Source organism: Phytopseudomonas dryadis (assembly GCF_004327355.1).
GTDB classification, from domain to species: domain Bacteria; phylum Pseudomonadota; class Gammaproteobacteria; order Pseudomonadales; family Pseudomonadaceae; genus Aquipseudomonas; species Aquipseudomonas dryadis.
The window spans coordinates 1-21,028 of the sequence record NZ_QJUM01000049.1; the positions used below are offsets into that span (position 1 = coordinate 1).

At 64.6% G+C, this 21,028-nt stretch carries 20 protein-coding genes; 15 read left to right on the top strand and 5 right to left on the bottom strand.

All coding sequences use genetic code 11. The features are described from left to right. Positions 1 to 194: 194 nt before the first annotated feature. The 5 genes from DNK34_RS24640 to map all read right to left on the bottom strand — a co-directional run bounded on the left by DNK34_RS24640 (position 195) and on the right by map (position 5,986). Positions 195 to 416: a hypothetical protein gene (locus tag DNK34_RS24640; RefSeq protein WP_131177926.1), complete on the bottom strand. Its 222-nt coding sequence runs from the start codon at positions 414 to 416 to the stop codon at positions 195 to 197. Positions 417 to 428: 12 nt separating this feature from the next. Further along, positions 429 to 815 carry a hypothetical protein gene (locus DNK34_RS24645; protein ID WP_131177925.1) on the bottom strand — a complete coding sequence of 129 codons (387 nt, stop codon included), beginning with the start codon at positions 813 to 815 and terminating at the stop codon, positions 429 to 431. Between the two features lie 119 nt (positions 816 to 934). Next, positions 935 to 2,131: a succinyldiaminopimelate transaminase gene (gene dapC / locus DNK34_RS24650; RefSeq protein WP_131177924.1), complete on the bottom strand. Its 1,197-nt coding sequence runs from the start codon at positions 2,129 to 2,131 to the stop codon at positions 935 to 937. 319 nt (positions 2,132 to 2,450) lie between these two features. Next, positions 2,451 to 5,147, bottom strand: coding sequence for a [protein-PII] uridylyltransferase (locus DNK34_RS24655; RefSeq protein WP_131177923.1), 2,697 nt, complete (start codon positions 5,145 to 5,147; stop codon positions 2,451 to 2,453). Positions 5,148 to 5,185: 38 nt separating this feature from the next. Beyond that, on the bottom strand, positions 5,186 to 5,986 hold the full coding sequence (gene map / locus DNK34_RS24660; RefSeq protein WP_131177922.1) for a type I methionyl aminopeptidase: 801 nt from the start codon (positions 5,984 to 5,986) through the stop codon (positions 5,186 to 5,188). A 301-nt stretch (positions 5,987 to 6,287) separates the two neighbouring features. Between map and rpsB the strand changes: the two genes are divergently transcribed. From rpsB to rnhB, 15 genes are all read left to right on the top strand, one after another. After that, positions 6,288 to 7,031 (top strand): 30S ribosomal protein S2, encoded by a 744-nt coding sequence (gene rpsB, locus DNK34_RS24665; RefSeq protein WP_131177921.1) that lies wholly within the window; start codon positions 6,288 to 6,290, stop codon positions 7,029 to 7,031. A gap of 127 nt (positions 7,032 to 7,158) precedes the next feature. Continuing rightward, positions 7,159 to 8,019, top strand: coding sequence for a translation elongation factor Ts (gene tsf / locus DNK34_RS24670; RefSeq protein WP_131177920.1), 861 nt, complete (start codon positions 7,159 to 7,161; stop codon positions 8,017 to 8,019). A gap of 202 nt (positions 8,020 to 8,221) precedes the next feature. Then, on the top strand, positions 8,222 to 8,965 hold the full coding sequence (pyrH, locus tag DNK34_RS24675) for a UMP kinase (protein WP_131177919.1): 744 nt from the start codon (positions 8,222 to 8,224) through the stop codon (positions 8,963 to 8,965). After that, positions 8,962 to 9,519: a ribosome recycling factor gene (gene frr, locus DNK34_RS24680; protein ID WP_131177918.1), complete on the top strand. Its 558-nt coding sequence runs from the start codon at positions 8,962 to 8,964 to the stop codon at positions 9,517 to 9,519. Before pyrH ends, frr begins: the two co-directional genes overlap by 4 nt. 16 nt (positions 9,520 to 9,535) lie before the next feature. After that, positions 9,536 to 10,291 (top strand): polyprenyl diphosphate synthase, encoded by a 756-nt coding sequence (uppS, locus tag DNK34_RS24685; protein ID WP_131177917.1) that lies wholly within the window; start codon positions 9,536 to 9,538, stop codon positions 10,289 to 10,291. Next, the gene (locus DNK34_RS24690; protein WP_131177916.1) at positions 10,291 to 11,106 is read left to right on the top strand and encodes a phosphatidate cytidylyltransferase; all 816 of its coding nucleotides are present in this window, start codon (positions 10,291 to 10,293) and stop codon (positions 11,104 to 11,106) included. The genes uppS and DNK34_RS24690 overlap by 1 nt, the downstream gene beginning before the upstream one ends. Further along, complete coding sequence (ispC, locus tag DNK34_RS24695) at positions 11,103 to 12,299, top strand: 1-deoxy-D-xylulose-5-phosphate reductoisomerase (RefSeq protein WP_131177915.1); 1,197 nt, start codon at positions 11,103 to 11,105, stop codon at positions 12,297 to 12,299. The genes DNK34_RS24690 and ispC overlap by 4 nt, the downstream gene beginning before the upstream one ends. Continuing rightward, positions 12,296 to 13,642 carry a sigma E protease regulator RseP gene (gene rseP, locus DNK34_RS24700; RefSeq protein ID WP_131177914.1) on the top strand — a complete coding sequence of 449 codons (1,347 nt, stop codon included), beginning with the start codon at positions 12,296 to 12,298 and terminating at the stop codon, positions 13,640 to 13,642. The genes ispC and rseP overlap by 4 nt, the downstream gene beginning before the upstream one ends. Before the next feature lie 74 nt (positions 13,643 to 13,716). Then, on the top strand, positions 13,717 to 16,077 hold the full coding sequence (gene bamA, locus DNK34_RS24705; protein WP_131177913.1) for an outer membrane protein assembly factor BamA: 2,361 nt from the start codon (positions 13,717 to 13,719) through the stop codon (positions 16,075 to 16,077). 48 nt (positions 16,078 to 16,125) lie between these two features. Further along, positions 16,126 to 16,629, top strand: a complete 504-nt coding sequence (locus DNK34_RS24710) for an OmpH/Skp family outer membrane protein (protein WP_131177912.1) — start codon at positions 16,126 to 16,128, stop codon at positions 16,627 to 16,629. After that, positions 16,629 to 17,690 carry a UDP-3-O-(3-hydroxymyristoyl)glucosamine N-acyltransferase gene (gene lpxD, locus DNK34_RS24715; RefSeq protein ID WP_131177927.1) on the top strand — a complete coding sequence of 354 codons (1,062 nt, stop codon included), beginning with the start codon at positions 16,629 to 16,631 and terminating at the stop codon, positions 17,688 to 17,690. The genes DNK34_RS24710 and lpxD overlap by 1 nt, the downstream gene beginning before the upstream one ends. A 49-nt stretch (positions 17,691 to 17,739) precedes the next feature. Beyond that, positions 17,740 to 18,180 (top strand): 3-hydroxyacyl-ACP dehydratase FabZ, encoded by a 441-nt coding sequence (gene fabZ / locus DNK34_RS24720; protein ID WP_131177911.1) that lies wholly within the window; start codon positions 17,740 to 17,742, stop codon positions 18,178 to 18,180. After that, positions 18,177 to 18,953, top strand: a complete 777-nt coding sequence (gene lpxA / locus DNK34_RS24725; RefSeq protein ID WP_131177910.1) for an acyl-ACP--UDP-N-acetylglucosamine O-acyltransferase — start codon at positions 18,177 to 18,179, stop codon at positions 18,951 to 18,953. Before fabZ ends, lpxA begins: the two co-directional genes overlap by 4 nt. 3 nt (positions 18,954 to 18,956) lie before the next feature. Then, entirely contained in the window at positions 18,957 to 20,090 is a 1,134-nt protein-coding gene (gene lpxB, locus DNK34_RS24730) for a lipid-A-disaccharide synthase (protein WP_131177909.1), read from the top strand. Continuing rightward, a complete protein-coding gene (rnhB, locus tag DNK34_RS24735) occupies positions 20,090 to 20,698 on the top strand; it encodes a ribonuclease HII (RefSeq protein WP_131177908.1) in 609 nt (202 codons plus the stop codon). Before lpxB ends, rnhB begins: the two co-directional genes overlap by 1 nt. The last annotated feature ends 330 nt before the right edge of the window (positions 20,699 to 21,028 follow it).

The window sequence follows — 21,028 nt, forward strand, 5'->3', positions numbered from 1 at the left end:
CTGGATGCGCTGCTGGCGATTTCGTCGTACGCTTTTGCATGGCCTCGCCCTCGCTGCCGTTGGTCATCATTAGAATGCCACCGTGGCGCATCGACGCCTCGGCGGGGGCGAGTCCATCTAATTACGGGTTGCCTTGCTTCTAGCTTGAAGCTCAATGGCCGCTCCCGCCTTGGAGCAGCTTCCGGGGCCAGGCGCTAGAGCATCCACACGGCGAGGCCGACCAGCACCAGCGTGGCGCCCAGCAGGCGGATGTATGCGGTCTTGCTGCGCAACTGGCCCGCGGGGGCGAGGCGGGTGAGGGGGTAGCGCGAGTAGAAGCGTTGCAGTGCCTCGGCAACCGGTCGCGGGGCGAGCAGCAGGAATGCGCCGGCGCCGACGAACAGTACGCAGATCAGCGGCGCGAGCCAGGTCTCCATGGCGACCCTCCTTCAGAGGGCCCAGCGGGTGACGTTATGCGACACGCTGATATCGATGCCGCCGTAATCGCCCGAGTAGCTCGTGGCGATCAGCGGGCCGTTGGGGATCTTGATGCCGCCACCGATTTTCAGGCCGGCGCCGGCTTCCAGCGATATACCGCCCAGGTAGCCATAGCCGGCGAAGCTGCTCGCCGTCTTGTGATCGGCCTCGTTGAAGCGAAAAGCCCGGGACGTGGCGCGAAAGGCCGGGAGGCCGACGCCGATCCCGGCCATGTAGATGGTGTAGAGCGCAGTTTGCGCCGTGCTCAGATCCTTGATCTCGGCGCTCAGCGCCCCACCGCCGACGATGACGTGGCCGACCGCGCCGCCCACGGTGATTTTCACTTCGAATGTCTTCATGCCCCCTCCATGGTGCTTTGCGCGGTGACTCCCCGATTACCTTCGCGCCTGAGCATAGCCGCCGACGCCAGGCCTGCCAGTGGCGTGTGGCCGTTCTGTGACGCCGCTGGCAGTCGCCTTCATTCGCCGCTGACGAAGCGGCGGATCCGCCGCGCGGCTTCGACGCATTCGTCCAGCGGCGCCACCAGGGCCATGCGCACGCGGCCGCTGCCCGGGTTGAAACCGTCCACTTCCCGGGACAGGTAGGAGCCCGGCACCACGGTGACATGTTCGCGGGCGAACAGCTCGCGGGTGAATTCGGCATCGTCGCTCGGGGTCTTCGCCCACAGGTAGAAGCCGCCGTCCGGGCGCTGCACGTCGAGCACGCCATCGAGGATGGCCAGCACGGCGTCGAACTTCTCCCGGTACAGGTCGCGGTTGGCCCGCACGTGTGCCTCGTCCTGCCAGGCGGCGATGCTGGCCAGCTGGGTCTGCACCGGCATGGCACAGCCGTGGTAGGTGCGGTACAGCAGGAAGGCCTTGAGGATCTCCGCATCGCCGGCGACGAAGCCGGAGCGCAGGCCCGGCAGGTTGGAGCGCTTGGACAGGCTGTGGAACACCACGCAGCGCTTGAAGTCGTGGCGGCCCAGTTCGGCGCAGGCGCTGAGCAGGCCGGCCGGCGGGTTGCTCTCGTCGAAATACAGCTCGCTGTAGCATTCGTCGGCGGCGATGACGAAGTCGTAGCGGTCGGCCAGGGCGATCAGCTTCTTCAGGGTATCCAGCGGGATCAGGGCGCCGGTGGGGTTGCCGGGCGAGCACAGGAAGAGAATCTGGCAGCGTTGCCAGACATCCGCCGCCACCGCATCGAAATCGGGGTTGAAGCCGTGTTCGGCCAGGCACGGCAGGTAGTGCGGCCGGGTGCCGGCGAGCAGGGCCGCGCCTTCGTAGATCTGGTAGAACGGGTTGGGGCTGACCACCAGGCCGTCGACATCGCGCTGGGCCACGGTCTGGGTAAAGGCGAACAATGCCTCGCGGGTGCCGTTGACCGGCAGCACGTGGCGAGCGGGATCGAGCCAGCCGGCCGGTACGCCGAAGCGGCGTTCGCACCAGCCGGCGATCGCTTCGCGCAGCGCGGCGATACCCAGGGTGGTCGGATACACCGCCAGTTGATCGAGGTTGGCGCTCAGCGCTTCGGCGACGAACGCCGGCGAGCGGTGCTTGGGCTCGCCGATGGACAGGGCGATGGCCGAGCGCCCGGCGGCCGGTTGGACGCCGGCGAGCAGGGCGCGGAGTTTCTCGAAGGGGTAGGGCTGCAACTGGGCGAGGGCGTGGTTCATGGCGCTTCGACGTGTCCTTTGAAAAAGCGGCGGCAAAAGCCGCGACACTAGCATGGGCGTGCTGGATCAAGCTATAAGCCGCAAGCGTGAACCCAGGGCAATCGCGCTATGCGCTCGAAGAGCCGGAAACAGCGCTGGAAAGCTTGAGGCTGAACGAAAAGCGCCTCGAGCACGACGCGAAACAGCGGTTTCTCGTCCAGCTTTCCAGCCTCCAGCGCTTTTCATCGAGTGCGGACGATGCCCTAACGCCATAGCGCGATTGCCCTGAGCGTGAACAGCCCGTCTACTGCCGCGTCACGCCTTGAAGCTTGAAGCTGCTTCAAATGCCGATCGACAGCGCGCCATCGTTGCCGGCGGCCGACAGCTGGCTGACGATGGTGCTCTGCAGGCGCGCGCACAGCTCCGGATCGGACAGCGGCTGGTTGTTGGCGTCGGTGACGAAGAACACGTCCTCCACCCGCTCGCCCAGGGTGGCGATCTTGGCGTTCTGCAGCGACAGGTCGAAGTCCAGGAAGATGCGTCCGACCTTGGCCAGCAGGCCGGGGCGGTCGGGGGCGGTCAGCTCGAGGACGGTGACCGGCCGTTGCGCATCGTTGTGGATGGTCACCTGCGGGGCGAAGGCGAAGTGCTTGAGCTGGCGCGGCACGCGGCGCTGGATGATGTTGGGGTATTCGTTGGGATGCTTGAGCGTGTCGATCAGGCCCTGGCGGATCTGGCGGATGCGCTCGGGGTTGTCGCCGATCGAGCCGCCCTCGGCCTCCAGCACGATGTAGGTGTCGAGGGTGAACTGGCTGGTCGAGGTGAGGATCCGCGCATCGTGGATGGTCAGGTTCAACTGGGCCATGGCCGCCACGGTCACGGCGAAGAAGTCGTGCTGATCCGGGGCGTAGATGAAGATCTGCGTGCCGCCCTCGAATTCGCGCTGGGTGGTTTCCTTGACCAGCACCAGCGGGTCGCCGTCGCTGGGGTGCTGGAGGATGGCGTCGCTGTGCCAGGCCACGTCGCTGGCCGTGTGGCGCAGGAAGTAGTCATCGCCCAGCTGCGCCCACAGCTGTTCGACCTCGTCGGAGTCGGTGCCGCCGCGTACCAGGATGTCCAGCGCGGCGCTCTGCGTCAGGCGGATCTGCTCCTCGCGCTCCACCGGGTTTTCCAGGCCGCGGCGCAGGGCGCGCTTGGTCTCGGTGTAGAGCTGGCGCAGCAGGCTGGCGCGCCAGGAATTCCACAGGCTCGGGTTGGTGGCGTTGATATCGGCCACGGTGAGCACGTAGAGGTAGTCCAGGTGGGTCTGGTCGCCGACCAGCTGGGCGAAGTCGTGGATCACCTGCGGGTCGGACAGATCCTTGCGCTGCGCGGTGGTCGACATCACCAGGTGGTGCTGCACCAGCCAGGCGATCAGGCCGGTGTCCCAGGGTGGCAGGTGGTGGCGCCGGCCGAAGGCCGCGGCGTCCAGCGCGCCCAGTTCGGAGTGGTCGCCGCCACGGCCCTTGCCGATGTCGTGGTAGAGGCCGGCCAGGTAGATCAGCTCGGGTTTGGGCAGCTTGTCGATCAGCTTGCTGGCCAGGGGGAATTTCTCCGCCAGCTCGGGCCACTTGAACTTGCGCAGGTGCTTGATCAGGTTCAGCGTGTGCGCATCGACGGTATAGATGTGGAACAGGTCGTGCTGCATCTGCCCGACGATATGGCCGAACTCCGGCAGGTAGCGGCCGAGGATGCCGTAACGGTTCATGCGCCGCAGGTTGCGGTGGATGCCCTGTTCGCACTTGAACAGCTCGATGAACAGGCTGGTGTTGCGGATGTCCTTGCGGAAGTCGTCGTCGATCAGGTGGCGATGGTCGCGCAGCAGGCGGATGCTGTCGGCGCAGACGCCCTTCAGGTCCGGGTGCTGGGCCATCAGCACGAAGATCTCGATGATGGCGAACGGCGTGCGCTTGAACACGTTCGGGTGGGTCACCTCGATGTAGCCGTCGCGCACCTGGAAGCGGCTGTTGAGCGGGGTGACCGGGCCGCTCTGGCCGGCGCGCAGGATCTCTTCCTCGAAATGCTGGTTGATCAGGTCGCTCAGTTCGGCGATGCCCATGACCACCCGGTAGTACTTCTGCATGAAGCGCTCGATGGTGCGCTTGGTGTCGCCTTCGTCGTAACCGAGCAGCTCGGCCACCTTGCTCTGGTGGTCGAACAGCAGGCGGTCTTCGGCGCGCCCGGCGAGCATGTGCAGGGCGTAGCGCACCTTCCACAGGAACTCCTGGGACGAGGCGAGCAGGGTGTATTCGCTTTCCAGGAGGAAGCCCTGGCCGACCATGGCGTGCAGGTTGAGGGTGCCGAAGTGGCGGCGGGCGACCCAGAGGATGGTCTGGATGTCGCGCAGGCCGCCCGGCGAGCCCTTGACGTTGGGCTCCAGGTTGTACTCGGTGTCGTTGTACTTGGCGTGGCGCGCCTTCTGCTCCTTGCGCTTGGCCAGGAAGAAGTCCTGGCTCGGCCACATCCGGCTGCTGGCGGTCACCTCCTGCATGCGCAGACGCAGGTGCTCGGGGCCGGCGATGGTGCGGCTTTCCATCAGGTTGGTGATCACCGTCAGGTCGGCGCGCGCCTCTTCGGCGCACTCGTCGACCGAACGCACGCTCTGGCCCACTTCCAGGCCGATGTCCCAGAGCAGGGTGAGGAAGCGCTCGATCGGTTCGCGGAAGGTTTCGTGGTCGGCGCTGTCGAGCAGGATCAACAGGTCGATATCGGAGTAGGGGTGCAGCTCGCCGCGGCCGTAACCGCCCACCGCCAGCAGGGCGATGTCGGCGTCCTCGCACCAGGACAGGCGGTTCCAGGCCTCATGCAGGATCTGGTCGGTGAACCAGGCACGATCCTCGACCAGGCGGCGCACGTCGCGGCCGCTGCGAAAGCGTGCATCGAGCACCTCGTGGGCGCGGCGGATGGCTTTCTTGAATGCGCCGATGGGGCTGGATTTCAACGCCAGTTCCGCCTGGAACTGGCCGCGGTCGAACAGCTCGGGATCTACCTGCGGCATGCAGCGGCCTTCCTTCTATCTATGTGCGGCGTACGGGATCAGGCGGAGGTGCGGGCGATGGTGTCGTCGCTGCGCAGGGTGAAGATCTCGTAGCCATCGGCGGTGACCAGCAGGGTGTGCTCCCATTGCGCCGAGAGCTTGCGGTCCTTGGTGATGGCGGTCCAGCCATCGCCCAGGGTGCGGGTTTCCGCGCGGCCCTGATTGATCATCGGCTCGATGGTGAAGGTCATGCCTTCCTTGAGTTCCATGCCGGTGCCGGCGCGGCCGTAATGCACGACCTGGGGTTCTTCGTGGAACACCGCGCCGATGCCGTGACCGCAGTACTCGCGCACCACGGAGAAACCGTGTTTCTCGGCGTGCTTCTGGATCACCTCGCCGATGTCGCCCAGGCGGGCGCCGGGACGTACCACCTCGATGCCCTTGTACAGGCATTCCTGGGTGATGCGCGACAGGCGCTCGGCCCACTCGGGCACCTTGCCGACCAGGAACATGCGGCTGGTGTCGCCGTGGTAGCCGTCCTTGATCACGGTGACGTCGATGTTCATCACGTCGCCATCCTTGAGCGGCTTGTCGTTGGGGATGCCGTGACAGACCACGTGGTTGATCGAGGTGCAGATGGATTTCGGGAAGGGCACACGGCCCGGTGCGCCGCCGTAGTTCAGCGGGGCGGGGATGGCTTTCTGCACATTGACGATATGCTCGTGGCAGAGGCGATCCAGTTCCTCGGTGGTCACGCCCGGTTTGACGTGCTCGGCGATCATCTCCAGCACTTCGGCGGCCAGGCGGCCGGCGATGCGCATCTTTTCGATTTCATCGGGCGTCTTGATGGTGACGGTCATGGCGATCTCGGTATCTCTATGAAGGACGCCATTTTAAGCCTCAAGCTTCAAGCCGCAAGCTGCAAGTAAGAGCAGGGCGCCTATCTTGGGCTAGACTGACCTGCCCAGGTCGTCAGTCATTCAGCTTGTGGCTTGCCGCTTGTAGCTTGTGGCTGCTTCTTGTGGTATAAAACGCGCCGCTTTACGGGGCAGACCCCGGAAGCATTAACCCCACACACGCATCGACACGGTTTCCTGGGTGCCCGCAAGGGTTGGAAATTGGGATGCGTGGAGGCCTAACCCGACTTATCAAGGAACTATCATGTCCCAAGTCAACATGCGCGATATGCTGAAGGCCGGTGTGCACTTCGGCCACCAGACCCGTTACTGGAACCCGAAAATGGGCAAGTACATTTTCGGCGCGCGTAACAAGATCCACATCATCAACCTGGAAAAGACCCTGCCGATGTTCAACGACGCCCTGTCGTTCGTTGAAAAGCTGGCTGCCGGCAAGAACAAGATCCTGTTCGTCGGCACCAAGCGTTCCGCTGGCAAGATCGTTCGCGAAGAAGCGGCCCGTTGCGGCTCGCCGTTCGTCGACCATCGCTGGTTGGGCGGCATGCTCACCAACTACAAGACCATCCGTGCCTCGATCAAGCGTCTGCGTGATCTGGAAGTGCAGTCCCAGGACGGCACCTTCGCCAAGCTGACCAAGAAAGAAGCGCTGATGCGCACCCGCGACCTGGAAAAACTGGATCGCAGCTTGGGTGGTATCAAGGACATGGGCGGCCTGCCGGACGCGCTGTTCGTGATCGACGTCGACCACGAGCGCATCGCCATCACCGAAGCCAACAAGCTGGGCATCCCGGTCATCGGCGTTGTCGATACCAACAGCAGCCCGGAAGGCGTTGACTACATCATCCCGGGCAACGACGACGCCATCCGCGCCATCCAGCTGTACATGGGTGCCATGGCCGACGCCGTTGTGCGTGGCCGCAGCAATGCCGGCGGCGCCACCGAAGAGTTCATCGAAGAAGCGCCGGCTGCCGAAGCCGCCGAAGGCTAAGCGGTAACGCAGAGCATTCAGTGTTATGCGCTGCGCAAAAAGGGGGCTAGGCCCCCTTTTTGCCACTCACAGATTTGATCGCCCTTGCACGGGCGATGGTTGAAGACCTACCAAGAGGATTTTCAAAATGGCAGAGATCACTGCAGCCCTGGTTAAAGAACTGCGCGAGCGTACCGGCCAAGGCATGATGGAATGCAAGAAGGCCCTGGTCGCCGCCGGTGGCGACATCGAGAAGGCCATCGACGACATGCGCGCCTCCGGCGCCATCAAGGCCGCCAAGAAAGCCGGCAACATCGCCGCTGAAGGCGCCATCGCCGCTCGCGTCGAAGGTGGCCGCGGGGTGATCATCGAAGTCAACTCGCAGACCGACTTCCTGGCCCTGCAGGACGACTTCAAGGGCTTCGTCAAGGAAAGCCTGGACGAGGCGTTCGCCCAGAACCTGAGCGAAGTCGCACCGCTGATCGCATCGCGCGAATCCGCTCGCGAGGCCCTGGTCGCCAAGTGCGGCGAGAACGTCAACATCCGTCGCCTGACCCGTGTCGAGGGTGACGTCGTCGGCTCCTACCTGCACGGCCACCGTATCGGTGTGCTGGTCGTTCTCAAGGGTGGCGACGCCGAGCTGGCCAAGGACATCGCCATGCACGTGGCGGCTTCCAACCCGGCCGTGCTGAGCCCGGAAGACGTTTCCGAAGAGCTGGTCGCCAAGGAAAAGGAAATCTTTCTGCAACTGAACGCCGAGAAGATCGCCGGCAAGCCGGAAAACATCGTCGAGAACATGGTCAAGGGCCGGATCGCCAAGTTCCTCGCCGAAGCCAGCCTGGTCGAGCAGGCCTTCATCAAGGACCCGGAAATCAAGGTCGGCGCCCTGGCCAAGAAAGCCGGCGCTGAAATCGTTTCCTTCGTCCGTTACGAAGTGGGCGAGGGCATCGAGAAGGCCGAGAGCGACTTCGCCGCCGAAGTGGCTGCGCAACTGGCTGCCAGCAAGTAACACGCGGTTCGCGATTCGTCGCCCCTGAAGAGGCTGCCCGCTCACGCGCGCGGCCTCTTTTTCAAATGGGCGGCGTGTAGCGTTTTTTTTCGGATCGGCAGGGCGTGCCTCGGGCACGAACTGTCGCGGGCGCTGTCGAAGCGCTCGATATGGGCGAGCCACGGGGCTCGCACACTTTCTAACGCCGCAGGAGAGACTGGTAATGGCTCAGCAGGTGAGTGGTCGTCAACCGCGCTACAAGCGCATTCTGCTCAAACTTAGCGGCGAAGCCCTGATGGGGTCGGAAGACTTCGGTATCGATCCCAAGGTGCTCGATCGCATGGCCCTGGAAGTCGGCCAACTGGTCGGTATCGGCGTCCAGGTCGGCCTGGTGATCGGCGGTGGCAACCTGTTTCGCGGTGCGGCCCTGAGCGCCGCCGGCATGGATCGCGTCACCGGCGATCACATGGGCATGCTGGCCACCGTGATGAACGCCCTGGCCATGCGCGACGCGCTGGAGCGCTCCAACATTCCCGCGCTGGTGATGTCGGCCATTTCCATGGTCGGGGTGACCGATCACTATGACCGCCGCAAGGCCATGCGCCACCTGAAAACCGGTGAAGTGGTGATTTTCGCCGCGGGCACCGGCAATCCCTTCTTCACCACCGATTCCGCGGCCTGCCTGCGGGCCATCGAAATCGATGCCGACGTGGTGTTGAAGGCAACCAAGGTGGATGGTGTATACACTGCCGATCCATTCAAGGATCCGCATGCGGAAAAATTCGACCGCCTCACCTATGACGAGGTGCTGGATCGCAAGCTGGGGGTGATGGACCTGACCGCCATCTGCCTGTGCCGCGACCACAAGATGCCGCTGCGCGTTTTCAACATGAACAAGCCGGGAGCCCTGCTCAACGTGGTCGTGGGCGGTGCCGAAGGCACTTTGATCGAGGAAGGTGAAGAATGATCAACGAGATCAAAAAGGACGCTCAGGCGCGCATGCAGAAGAGCCTGGAATCCCTGGCCCATGCCTTCAGCCGGATTCGCACCGGCCAGGCCCACCCGAGCATTCTCGGCGGGGTGCTGGTGCCTTACTACGGCGCCGACACGCCGCTGAACCAGGTCGCCAGCGTTACCGTCAAGGATTCGCGCACCCTGCAGGTCGTGGCGTTCGAGCGCAACATGCTGGCTGCCGTGGACAAGGCGATCCAGAGTTCCGGTCTGGGCTTCAACCCGACCAACCTCGGCGAGCTGCTGCTGATCTCCATGCCGGCGCTGACCGAGGAGACCCGCAAGGGCTTCACCAAGCAGGCCCGCGATGCCGCGGAAGACGGTCGCGTGGCGGTGCGCAACATTCGCCGCGACGCCCTCAGCCAGCTGAAGGACCTGGTCAAGGAAAAGGAAATCAGCGAAGACGAAGAGCGTCGTGCCGCCGATGACATCCAGAAGCTGACCGACAAGTTCGTGGCCGAGATCGAAGTGGCCGTGAAGCAGAAAGAAGCGGATCTGATGGCCGTCTGACGGCCAGGAAATCGCCATGGACAATTCCAACGTCGGTGCCGTGATGGCCATTCCACGGCATGTGGCGATCATCATGGATGGCAACAATCGCTGGGCGAGAAAGCGCCTGCTGCCGGGCGTGGCCGGGCACAAGGCGGGCGTCGACGCGGTGCGCGCGGTGATCGAGGTGTGCGCCGAGTCCGGGGTCGAGGTGCTGACCCTGTTCGCCTTCTCCAGTGAGAACTGGCAGCGCCCGGCCGAGGAGGTCGGCGCGCTGATGGAGCTGTTTCTCGGCGCCTTGCGCCGCGAAACCCGCAAGCTCGACGAGAACGGCATCAGCCTGCGCATCATCGGCGACCGTTCGCGCTTCCACCCGGAGCTGCAGGCCGCCATGCGCGAGGCCGAGGCGAAAACCGCGGGCGAGAAGCGCTTCATCCTGCAGATCGCCGCCAACTACGGCGGTCAGTGGGACATCGCCCAGGCCGCGCAGCGCCTGGCGCGCGAGGTTCAGGGCGGGCATCTGCAGCCGGAGGACATCACCCCGGGGTTGCTGCAAAGCTGCCTGGCCACCGGCGACCTGCCGTTGCCCGACCTGTGCATCCGCACCGGTGGCGAGCACCGCGTGAGCAACTTCCTGCTCTGGCAGATGGCCTACAGCGAGCTGTATTTCTCCGATCTGCTGTGGCCGGACTTCAAGCACGAGGCCATGCGTGGCGCGCTGGCGGACTTCGCCAAGCGTCAGCGACGTTTTGGCAAAACCAGTGAACAAGTCGAAGCCGAGGCCCGCGCCTGATGCTGAAACAACGAATCATCACGGCGCTGATCCTGCTGCCGGTCGCCCTGGCCGGCTTCTTTCTGCTCGAGGGCGGGGCGTTCGCGTTGTTCATCGCCGCGGTGGTGGTGCTCGGGGCCTGGGAGTGGGCGCGGCTGGCGGGCCTGGCCACCCAGCCTCTGCGCGTTTTCTACGCGGCCGTGGTGGCGGTGCTGTTGTTCGCCTTGTACGCCGCGCCGCCCCTGGCCCCCTGGGTGTTGGCCGTGGGCGTGCTGTGGTGGGCCTTGGCGACCTTTCTGGTGCTCGATTATCCGCACAGCAGCCGTTACTGGGGTGGCCTGCCTGGCCGTTTGCTGATCGGCCTGCTGATTCTGTTGCCGGCCTGGCAAGGTCTGCTGGTGCTCAAGCAGTGGCCGCTGGCCAATTGGCTGATCCTGGCGGTCATGGCGCTGGTCTGGGTGGCCGATATCGGGGCGTATTTCTCCGGCAAGCGTTTCGGCAGGCGCAAGCTGGCGCCGCGGGTCAGCCCCGGCAAGAGCTGGGAGGGCCTGATCGGCGGCCTGCTGCTCAGCCTGTTGCTGACCCTGGTGGTGGGCGTCTACCGCGACTGGTCGCTCGGCCAGTTCCTGCTCGCGCTGCCCGGCGCGGCGCTGGTGGTGCTGGTGTCGGTGGTCGGTGACCTGACCGAGAGCATGTTCAAGCGCCAGTCCGGCATCAAGGACAGCAGCAACCTGTTGCCGGGCCATGGTGGCGTGCTCGATCGTATCGACAGCCTGACCGCGGCCGTTCCGCTGTTCGCTGCCTTGTTGTGGCTGGCGGGTTGGGGCGCATGGTGAGTCAGGTTCAACAGATTACCGTGCTTGGCGCTACCGGCTCGATCGGCCTCAGCACGCTCGACGTGATCGCTCGCCATCCGGCGCGCTATCGGGTGTTCGCCCTGAGCGGTTTCAGTCGTCTGGCCGAGCTCGAGGCGCTGTGTCTCGTTCACCGGCCGCGTTTCGCCGTGGTGGCCGATGCCCGTTCGGCGACCGAGCTGCAGGCGCGTCTGGGCGCCGCCGGCCTGCGCACGCGCGTGCTGTTCGGCGAGGCGGGGTTGTGCGAGGTGGCCGCCCATCCCGAGGTGGATGCGGTGATGGCCGCCATCGTCGGTGCCGCCGGCCTCACGCCGACCCTGGCCGCGGTCGAGGCGGGCAAGAAGGTGCTGCTGGCCAACAAGGAAGCCCTGGTGATGTCCGGGGCGCTGTTCATGCGCGCGGTCCGCCAGAGTGGCGCCGTGCTGCTGCCCATCGACAGCGAGCACAATGCCATTTTCCAGTGCCTGCCCGGCGACTACGCCCGCGGTCTGCAGCAGGTCGGCGTACGCCGCGTGCTGCTGACCGCCTCCGGCGGGCCGTTTCGCGAGACGCCGCTGGAGGCGCTGTACGAGGTGACGCCCGAGCAGGCCTGCGCCCATCCCAACTGGTCGATGGGGCGCAAGATATCCGTGGATTCGGCGAGCATGATGAACAAGGGCCTGGAACTGATCGAGGCCTGCTGGCTGTTCGACGCGCGGCCCGAACAGGTCGAGGTGGTGATCCACCCGCAGAGCGTCATTCATTCGCTGGTCGACTATGTCGACGGTTCGGTGCTGGCCCAACTGGGCAATCCGGACATGCGCACGCCGATCAGCCATGCCCTGGCCTGGCCGCAGCGCATCGACTCCGGGGTCGCGCCGCTCGATCTGCTGGCCGTCGGCCGCCTGGATTTCCAGGCCCCCGACGAAGTGCGCTTTCCCTGCCTGCGCCTGGCGCGTCAGGCGGCCGAGGCGGGTGGCACCGCGCCGGCGATGCTCAATGCCGCCAATGAAGTGGCGGTGGCCGCTTTTCTCGAACGGCGCATCCGTTTCCCGGATATCGCGCGTATCATCGAAGGGGTTCTCGAGGCCGAGCCGGTGAGCCCGGTGGACAGTCTGGAACCGGTGCTGGAGGCCGATCGCCGCGCGCGTGATCTGGCCGGGCAGTGGTTGAATCGTCGTGGAGAGGTGGCATGAGCGCACTGTATATGATCGTCGGCACCCTGATCGCGCTCGGGGTTCTGGTGACGTTCCATGAATACGGCCATTTCTGGGTGGCGCGTCGTTGCGGCGTCAAGGTGTTGCGTTTCTCGGTCGGTTTCGGCACGCCGCTGGTGCGCTGGCACGACCGGCACGGCACCGAATTCGTGATCGCGGCGATTCCGCTGGGCGGCTACGTGAAGATGCTCGACGAGCGCGAGGGTGACGTGCCGCCCGAGCTGGCCGAGCAGTCCTTCAATCGCAAGACCGTCGGCCAGCGCATCGCCATCGTCGCGGCCGGGCCGCTGGCCAATTTCATGCTCGCGCTGGTGTTCTTCTGGGCCGTGGCCATGCTCGGCAGCCAGCAGGTGCGCCCGGTCATCGGCGCGGTCGAGGCGGGCAGCCTGGCAGAGGTCGCCGGTCTGCAGGCCGGCCAGGAGATCGTTTCGGTGAACGGCGAAGCGACCAGCGGCTGGGCGGCGGTGAACCTGCAACTGGTTCGTCGTCTGGGGGAAAGCGGCACCTTGAACGTCGTCGTGCGCAGCGAGGGCGTCGACAGCCAGCACCGTGTCGAGCTGGACAGCTGGCTCAAGGGCGCCGACGAGCCGGACCCGATCGCCTCGCTGGGCATTCGCCCGTGGCGGCCGAGCCTGGCGCCGGTACTGGCCGAGTTCGATCCGGACGGGCCGGCCCGAGCCGCTGGCCTGCAGGTGGGCGATCGTCTGCTGGCGCTCGATGGCGAGCCGCTGGCCGATTGGCAGCAACTGGTCGATCGCGTGCGTGGCCTGCCGGGCAAGGCGATCGCCTTGTCGCTCGAGCGTGACGGCCAGCGTCTCGAAGTACCGGTGACCCTGGCCTCGCGTGGCCAGGGCGAGGCGGCGACGGGCTACCTGGGCGCCGGCGTGCAGCCTGTGGAATGGCCGCCGCAAATGCTGCGCGAGGTCAGCTACGGGCCACTCGAGGCCCTCGGCGAAGGGCTGTCGCGCACCTGGACGATGAGTGTCCTGACCCTCGATTCGCTGAAGAAAATGCTGTTCGGCGAGCTCTCGGTAAAAAACTTGAGCGGGCCGATAACCATTGCTAAAGTGGCGGGCGCTTCGGCCGAGTCGGGCTTGGGGGACTTCCTGAATTTCCTCGCTTACCTGAGCATAAGCCTGGGCGTTCTCAATTTATTGCCCATCCCGGTTCTCGACGGGGGGCATCTGCTTTATTACCTGGTCGAGTGGGTGCGTGGTCGCCCGTTGTCGGAACGGGTGCAGGGTTGGGGGATGCAGATCGGTATCAGCCTGGTTGTCGGGGTGATGCTGCTGGCCCTGGTCAATGATCTGGGGCGTCTGTAACCGCTTCTGAATTACAAATCCGTCGCTTCGGGCGGCGGATTTCTTATCGTCAGTTGGAATAAGTAAAGGACTTCATGAAACGTCTGCTGCTACCTGCGGTACTTGCCGCATTGATGATCGCCGAAGTTCACGCTGAGTCCTTCACCATCTCCGATATCCGCGTAAACGGTTTGCAACGCGTCTCCGCCGGCAGCGTCTTCGGTGCTCTGCCGCTCAACGTGGGCGAGGCGGCCGACGACCGCACGCTGGTCGAAGCGACCCGCGAACTGTTCAAGACCGGTTTCTTCCAGGATATCCAGCTCGGCCGTGATGGCGACGTGCTGGTCATCACCGTGGTCGAGCGGCCGTCCATTTCCAGTATCGAGATCGAAGGCAACAAGGCCATCAGCAGCGACGACCTGCTCAGGGGCCTGAACCAGTCCGGTCTGTCCGAGGGCGAGATCTTCCAGCGCGCCACGCTCGAAGGCGTGCGCAACGAACTGCAGCGCCAGTACGTCGCCCAGGGCCGTTACTCGGCCGAGATCGAGGCCGAGGTGATTCCCCAGCCGCGCAACCGCGTCGCCTTGAAGATCAACATCAACGAAGGCACGGTCGCTTCGATCCAGCACATCAACGTGGTGGGCAACAGCGTCTTCTCCGACGAAGACCTGAACGACCTGTTCGAACTCAAGACCACCAACTGGCTGTCGTTCTTCCGCAACGACGACAAGTACGCCCGTGAAAAACTCTCCGGCGACCTCGAGCGCCTGCGTTCCTACTACCTGGACCGCGGCTACATCAACATGGACATCTCCTCCACCCAGGTGTCCATCACGCCGGACAAGAAGCACGTCTACATCACCGTCAACGTCGATGAGGGCGAGAAGTACAGCGTACGTGAGGTGAAGCTGTCCGGTGACCTGAAGGTGCCGGAAGAGGAAGTCCGGGCGCTGCTGCTGGTGCAGCAGGGCCAGGTGTTCTCGCGCAAGGTGATGACCACCACCAGCGAACTGATCACCCGCCGCCTGGGCAACGAAGGCTATACCTTCGCCAACGTCAGTGGCGTACCCGAGCCGCATGACGAGGACAACACGGTATCGATCACCTTCGTCGTCGATCCAGGCAAGCGCGCCTACGTCAACCGCATCAACTTCCGCGGCAACACCAAGTCCGAAGACGAGGTGCTGCGCCGGGAAATGCGCCAGATGGAAGGCGGCTGGGCCTCGACCTACCTGATCGACCAGTCCAAGGTGCGCCTGGAGCGCCTGGGCTTCTTCAAGGAGGTCAACGTCGAGACCCCGCAGGTTCCCGGTACCGACGACCAGATCGACGTCAATTACAGCGTCGAGGAGCAGGCCTCCGGGTCGATCACCGCCAGCGTCGGTTTCGCCCAGAACGCCGGTCTGATCCTCGGTGGCTCTATCACCCAGAACAACTTCCTCGGTAGCGGCAACAGGGTCAGCCTGGGCCTGACCCGCAGCGAATACCAGAGCCGCTACAACTTCAGCTTCACCGATCCCTACTGGACCGAGGACGGCGTCAGCCTGGGCTACAACGCCTTCTACCGCACCACCGACTACGACGAGCTCGATGTCGATGTGTCCAGCTACTCGGTGGACAGCCTCGGTGCCGGTATCAACATCGGTTACCCGATCAGCGAGACCTCGCGCCTGACCTACGGCCTGACCGTGCAGCAGGATGAGATCAACACCGGTCGCTACACCGTCGACGAGATCTTCGATTTCGTTGAGCAAGAGGGCGACAAGTACCTGAACTTCAAGGCCTCCGTCGGCTGGTCGGAGTCGACCCTCAACCGTGGCGTGCTGGCCAACCGTGGTCATTCGCAGAGCCTGGTGTTCGAGACCACCGTGCCGGGCAGCGACCTGTCGTTCTACAAGATCGATTACCGTGGCCAGGTGTTCAAGCCGCTCAGCGACACCTACACCATGCGTTTCCATACGCAGTTGGGTTATGGCGGGGCTTTCGGCTCCACCAATAAGTTGCCGTTCTACGAGAACTACTATGCTGGTGGTTTCAACTCGGTACGCGGTTTCGAAGACAGCAGCCTTGGCCCGCGCAGTACTCCAAGTGACGGTACCAAGCCAGGCACGATCGCTGACCCGGATCAGGACCCGTTGCCGTTCGGCGGTAACGTGCTGATCCAGGGTGGTGCGGAACTGCTGTTCCCGTTGCCGTTCGTCAAGGATCAGCGTTCTTTGCGTACCGCCCTGTTCTGGGATGTGGGTAACGTCTTCGATACTGACTGCAACTCTGCTCAGAAGCGACGTGGTGATGGCTGTGACATCAGCTTCGGCAATCTGGCCAGTTCGGTCGGCGTCGGCCTCACCTGGATCACCGCGCTGGGCCCGCTGAGTTTCAGCCTGGCGATGCCGGTCAAGAAGCCCGACGACGCCGACACCCAGGTATTCCAGTTCTCCCTCGGCCAGACGTTCTAAGCGTCTGCTCATGAATCACGAAGACAGTTTTTCTGCAGGAGTTGCACCGTGCGTAAGTTGACTCAACTGGTTCTGTTAAGCGCTGCCCTGCTGGCGACCCCAGCGTTCGCTGAAATGAAGATTGCGGTACTCAATTATCAGATGGCCCTGCTCGAGTCCGACGCGGCCAAGCGTTATGCCGTGGACGCGGAGAAGAAGTTCGGTCCGCAACTGAACAAGCTCAAGACCCTGGAAAGCGATGCCAAGCGCATCCAGGATCGCATCGTCAAGGACGGTGAGAAGATGCAGACCGCCGAGCGCGAGCGTCTCGAACTGGACTTCAAGCAGAAGGCCCGTGACTTCCAGTTCCAGTCCAAGGAGCTGAACGAAGCCAAGGCCGTCGCCGACCGCGACATGCTGAAGAAACTCAAGCCCAACCTCGACAAGGCCGTGGAAGAGGTGATCAAGAGCGGCAACTTCGACCTGGTTCTCGAGCGTGGTGCGGTGATCGACGTCAAACCCCAGTTCGATATCACCCGCCAGGTCATCGAGCGCATGAATCAGATGCGTTGATCATGTCCACACCGGTTTTCACCCTCGGCCAGTTGGCCGAGCGGCTGGGCGCCACTCTGCGTGGCGCCGAGGATAAGCGGATCGACGGGCTGGCGACCTTGCAGGACGCCGGCCCGTCTCAGCTCACGTTTCTCGCCAATGCGCAGTACCGCAAGCACCTGGCGCATTGCCGGGCCGCGGCGGTGCTGCTCACGGCTGCCGATGCCGAGGGCTTTCAGGGCGATGCCCTGGTGGTCGCCAACCCGTACCTGGCCTATGCCACGCTGTCCCATGTCTTCGACCGCAAGCCCAGGGGCGTGGCCGGCGTGCACCCCACGGCGCTGGTCGCCGAGGACGCCGAGGTCGATCCGAGCGCCTGCGTCGGCCCTTTCGTGGTGATCGAGAGCGGGGCGAGGATTGCGGCGGGCGTTTCCCTGGGCGCGCATTGCGTGGTCGGTGCGCGTTCCGAGATCGGCGAGGGCGGCTGGCTGGCGCCGCGCGTTACCCTGTACCACGACGTGCGCATCGGCAAGCGGGTGGTGATCCAGTCGGGCGCGGTGATCGGTGGCGAAGGCTTCGGTTTCGCCAGCGAGCAGGGCGTCTGGCAGAAAATCGCCCAGATCGGTGGGGTGACCATCGGTGACGATGTCGAGATCGGCGCCAACACCACCATCGACCGCGGTGCGCTCTCCGACACCCTGATCGGTAACGGGGTCAAGCTGGATAACCAGATCATGATCGCGCACAACGTGCAGGTCGGTGACAACACCGCCATGGCCGGTTGCGTGGGTATTTCCGGCAGCACCAGGATCGGCCGCAATTGCATGATCGCCGGTGGCGTCGGCATGGTCGGGCACATCGAAGTCTGTGATGGTGTCTTCGTCACCGGCATGACCATGGTCACTCGCTCGATCACCGAGCCGGGCGCCTACTCTTCGGGAACCGCCATGCAGCCTGCTGGCGAATGGAAGAAAAGCGCGGCGCGGATTCGCCAGCTGGACGACATGGCGCGCCGCGTGAAACAGCTGGAAAAACAGCTGGCGGCCGTGACCTCGAGCGGGAACGCCTCATCTGATGCCTGAGCACGGCTGATGCCGTGCTCTCTTCTTTTTATTACGGGCTTCTCTGGAAATGATGGAAATCAACGAAATTCGCGAATACTTGCCGCACCGTTACCCGTTCCTGCTGGTGGACCGGGTCACGGATCTGGATCTTGAAGGCAAGTGCGTGCGTGCCTATAAGAATGTCAGCGTCAACGAGCCATTCTTCAACGGCCATTTCCCCGAGCACCCGATCATGCCCGGCGTCCTGATCATCGAGGCCATGGCCCAGGCCGCCGGCATTCTCGGCTTCAAGATGATGGACGTGAAGCCTGCCGATGGCACGCTCTACTACTTCGTCGGCTCCGACAAGCTACGCTTTCGTCAGCCGGTGGTGCCGGGCGATCAACTGATCCTCGAAGCCAGGTTTCTCAGCAGCAAGCGCAGTATCTGGAAGTTCGAGTGCAAGGCTACCGTTGACGGCAAGGAAGTCTGCTCGGCCGAGATCATCTGTGCGGAACGCAAACTATGAGTTTGATTGACCCTCGCGCCATCATCGATCCCAGCGCCAAGCTGGCTGACGACGTCGTCGTCGGCCCTTGGTCGATCATCGGGCCCGACGTTGAAATCGGCGAGGGAAGCGTGCTCGGCCCCAACGTGATCATCAAGGGCCCCACCCGTATCGGCAAGCACAACCGCGTCTACCAGTTTTCCTCGCTCGGCGAGGACACCCCGGATCGCAAGTACAAGGGCGAGCCCACGCGCCTGGTCATCGGTGACCACAACATCATCCGCGAAGGCGTGACCATGCACCGTGGCACCATTCAGGATCGTGACGAGACCACGGTCGGCGACCATAACCTGATCATGGCCTATGCCCATATCGGCCACGATAGCGTGGTCGGTAACCATTGCATCCTGGTCAACAACGTGGCCCTGGCCGGGCACGTGCACATCGGCGACTGGGCGATTCTCTCCGGTTACACCCTGGTGCATCAGTTCTGCCACATCGGCGCCCATTCCTTCGCCGGCATGGGCACCGCCATCGGCAAGGACGTGCCGGCCTACGTCACGGTCTCCGGCAACCCCGCCGAAGCCCGCAGCATGAACTTCGAAGGCCTGCGCCGCCGCGGCTTCAGCGCCGAATCCATGCAGGCGCTGCGGCGTGCCTACAAGATCGTCTACCGCCAGGGCTTCACCATCGAGGAAGCACTGGTCGAGCTGGTCGAACTGGCCGAGCAGTTCCCGGAAGTGGCGGTGTTCCGCGATTCCATCCAGGCTTCCAGCCGCGGCATCACCCGCTAGGTCATGGCTGAGGTCTTGCGTGTCGCGCTGGTCGCCGGCGAGGCGTCCGGCGATATTCTCGGCGCCGGCCTGATGCAGGCGCTCAAGGCGCAGCACCCCGGGATCGAATTCATCGGCGTGGGTGGCCCGCGGATGCAGGCCGAGGGCCTGGTCAGCGACTTTCCCATGGAGCGCCTGGCGGTCATGGGCCTGGTCGAAGTGCTTGGGCGTCTGCCAGAGCTGCTGTCGCGCCGCCGCCGCCTGATCGCCAGCCTGATCGCGCGCAGGCCCGACGTGTTCATCGGCATCGATGCGCCGGATTTCACCCTGGGCGTCGAGCTCAAGCTGCGCCGTGCCGGCATTCGCACCGTGCACTACGTCAGCCCCTCGGTCTGGGCCTGGCGACAGAAGCGGGTGTTGAAGATCCGTGAGGCCTGCGACCTGATGCTGACCCTGTTTCCCTTCGAGGCGCAGTTCTACGATGCGCACCAGGTGCCGGTGCGCTTCGTCGGTCACCCCCTGGCCGATGCCATCCCCCTGCAGGCCGACCGGCCGGCGGCGCGCGAAGCCCTGGGGCTGCCCGTGGACAGCCCTGTGGTGGCGCTGCTGCCGGGCAGCCGCGGTGGTGAAGTGGCGCGCCTGGGCGCACTGTTCCTCGAGGCGGCCGAGCGTCTGCGCGCACTGCGCCCCGGCATCCGTTTCGTGCTGCCGTGCGCCAGCGCCGAGCGCCGCGAGCAGATCGAGCAACTGCTGGTCGGTCGCGACCTGCCGCTGCTGTTGCTCGACGGTCGCTCCCACGAGGCGCTGGCGGCCTGCGATGCGGTGCTGATCGCTTCCGGTACGGCGACTCTCGAGGCCTTGCTGTACAAGCGCCCGATGGTGGTCGCCTATCGGGTCGCGCCGCTGACCTTCAGCATCCTCCGGCGCCTGGTGAGGAGCCCCTATATCTCGTTGCCCAACCTGCTGGCCCAGCGCCTGCTGGTGCCGGAACTGATCCAGGATGCCGCCACCGCCGACGCCCTGGCGCAGGCGCTGGCGCCCTTGCTGGCCGACGGCGAGGTGCAGACCGAAGGCTTCGACGCCATTCACCGTACCCTGCGCCGCGACGCATCGAGCCGAGCGGCGAGCGCGGTGCTCGAACTGTTGGGGAAACGCTGATGCAGATGGGACTGGATTTCGCGCAGGTGCAGGAGCTGGTCGCCGGCGTCGATGAGGTCGGGCGCGGCCCGTTGTGCGGCGCGGTGGTCACCGCGGCGGTGATCCTCGATCCGGCGCGGCCGATCCTGGGGCTCAACGATTCCAAGAAACTCAGCGAAGCGCGTCGGGAGAAGCTCTTCGACGAGATCCGCGAGAAAGCCCTGGCCTGGTGCATCGCCCGGGCCGAGGTGGACGAGATCGATCGCCTGAACATCCTGCATGCCACCATGCTGGCCATGCAGCGCGCGGTCGAGGGGCTGAGCGTGACGCCGAAACTGGCCCTGATCGACGGCAACCGCTGTCCGCAGCTGCAGGTGCCCAGCGCGGCGGTGGTGCAGGGCGACAGCCGGGTGCCGGCCATCGCCGCGGCGTCGATCCTGGCCAAGGTCAGCCGTGACCGGGAAATGCGCGAACTCGACACCCTCTACCCGGGCTATGGCATGGCCATCCACAAGGGCTACCCCACGCCAGTCCACCTGGAAGCGCTGCAGCGCCTCGGCCCGACGCCGATCCACCGCCGCTCGTTCGCCCCGGTTCGCCGCCTGCTGGAACTTCGAGAAGGCCGCTGAAGGCTGGAAGGGTGGGGCCGATAAAAGCGCTTGAGGCTGAAGGCTGGACGAAAAGCCAGGTAGCCCGGGTTGAGCGCAGCGACACCCGGGGATGCGCCACCTGGGTATCGCTGCGCTCAACCCAGGCTACGGGGTAGAAGCCGATAAAGGCGCTAATGGCTGGACGAAAAAGCTTGACTGGGGCAGGGCCCGAGCAAAACCCTCTCCAGCCTCCAGCCTCCAGCCTCCAGCCTCCAGCCTCCAGCCTCCAGCCTCCAGCCTCCAGCCTCCAGCCTCCAGCCTCCAGCCTCCAGCCTCCAGCCTCCAGCCTCCAGCCTCCAGCCTCCAGCC

Coding starts and splice junctions, on each gene's coding strand:
- DNK34_RS24640 (WP_131177926.1), bottom strand. CDS start 416: ATGGAGACCTGGCTCGCGCCGCTGATCTGCGTACTGTTCGTCGGCGCC.
- DNK34_RS24645 (WP_131177925.1), bottom strand. CDS start 815: ATGAAGACATTCGAAGTGAAAATCACCGTGGGCGGCGCGGTCGGCCAC.
- dapC (WP_131177924.1), bottom strand. CDS start 2,131: ATGAACCACGCCCTCGCCCAGTTGCAGCCCTACCCCTTCGAGAAACTC.
- DNK34_RS24655 (WP_131177923.1), bottom strand. CDS start 5,147: ATGCCGCAGGTAGATCCCGAGCTGTTCGACCGCGGCCAGTTCCAGGCG.
- map (WP_131177922.1), bottom strand. CDS start 5,986: ATGACCGTCACCATCAAGACGCCCGATGAAATCGAAAAGATGCGCATC.
- rpsB (WP_131177921.1), top strand. CDS start 6,288: ATGTCCCAAGTCAACATGCGCGATATGCTGAAGGCCGGTGTGCACTTC.
- tsf (WP_131177920.1), top strand. CDS start 7,159: ATGGCAGAGATCACTGCAGCCCTGGTTAAAGAACTGCGCGAGCGTACC.
- pyrH (WP_131177919.1), top strand. CDS start 8,222: ATGGCTCAGCAGGTGAGTGGTCGTCAACCGCGCTACAAGCGCATTCTG.
- frr (WP_131177918.1), top strand. CDS start 8,962: ATGATCAACGAGATCAAAAAGGACGCTCAGGCGCGCATGCAGAAGAGC.
- uppS (WP_131177917.1), top strand. CDS start 9,536: ATGGACAATTCCAACGTCGGTGCCGTGATGGCCATTCCACGGCATGTG.
- DNK34_RS24690 (WP_131177916.1), top strand. CDS start 10,291: ATGCTGAAACAACGAATCATCACGGCGCTGATCCTGCTGCCGGTCGCC.
- rseP (WP_131177914.1), top strand. CDS start 12,296: ATGAGCGCACTGTATATGATCGTCGGCACCCTGATCGCGCTCGGGGTT.
- bamA (WP_131177913.1), top strand. CDS start 13,717: ATGAAACGTCTGCTGCTACCTGCGGTACTTGCCGCATTGATGATCGCC.
- fabZ (WP_131177911.1), top strand. CDS start 17,740: ATGATGGAAATCAACGAAATTCGCGAATACTTGCCGCACCGTTACCCG.
- lpxA (WP_131177910.1), top strand. CDS start 18,177: ATGAGTTTGATTGACCCTCGCGCCATCATCGATCCCAGCGCCAAGCTG.
- lpxB (WP_131177909.1), top strand. CDS start 18,957: ATGGCTGAGGTCTTGCGTGTCGCGCTGGTCGCCGGCGAGGCGTCCGGC.
- rnhB (WP_131177908.1), top strand. CDS start 20,090: ATGCAGATGGGACTGGATTTCGCGCAGGTGCAGGAGCTGGTCGCCGGC.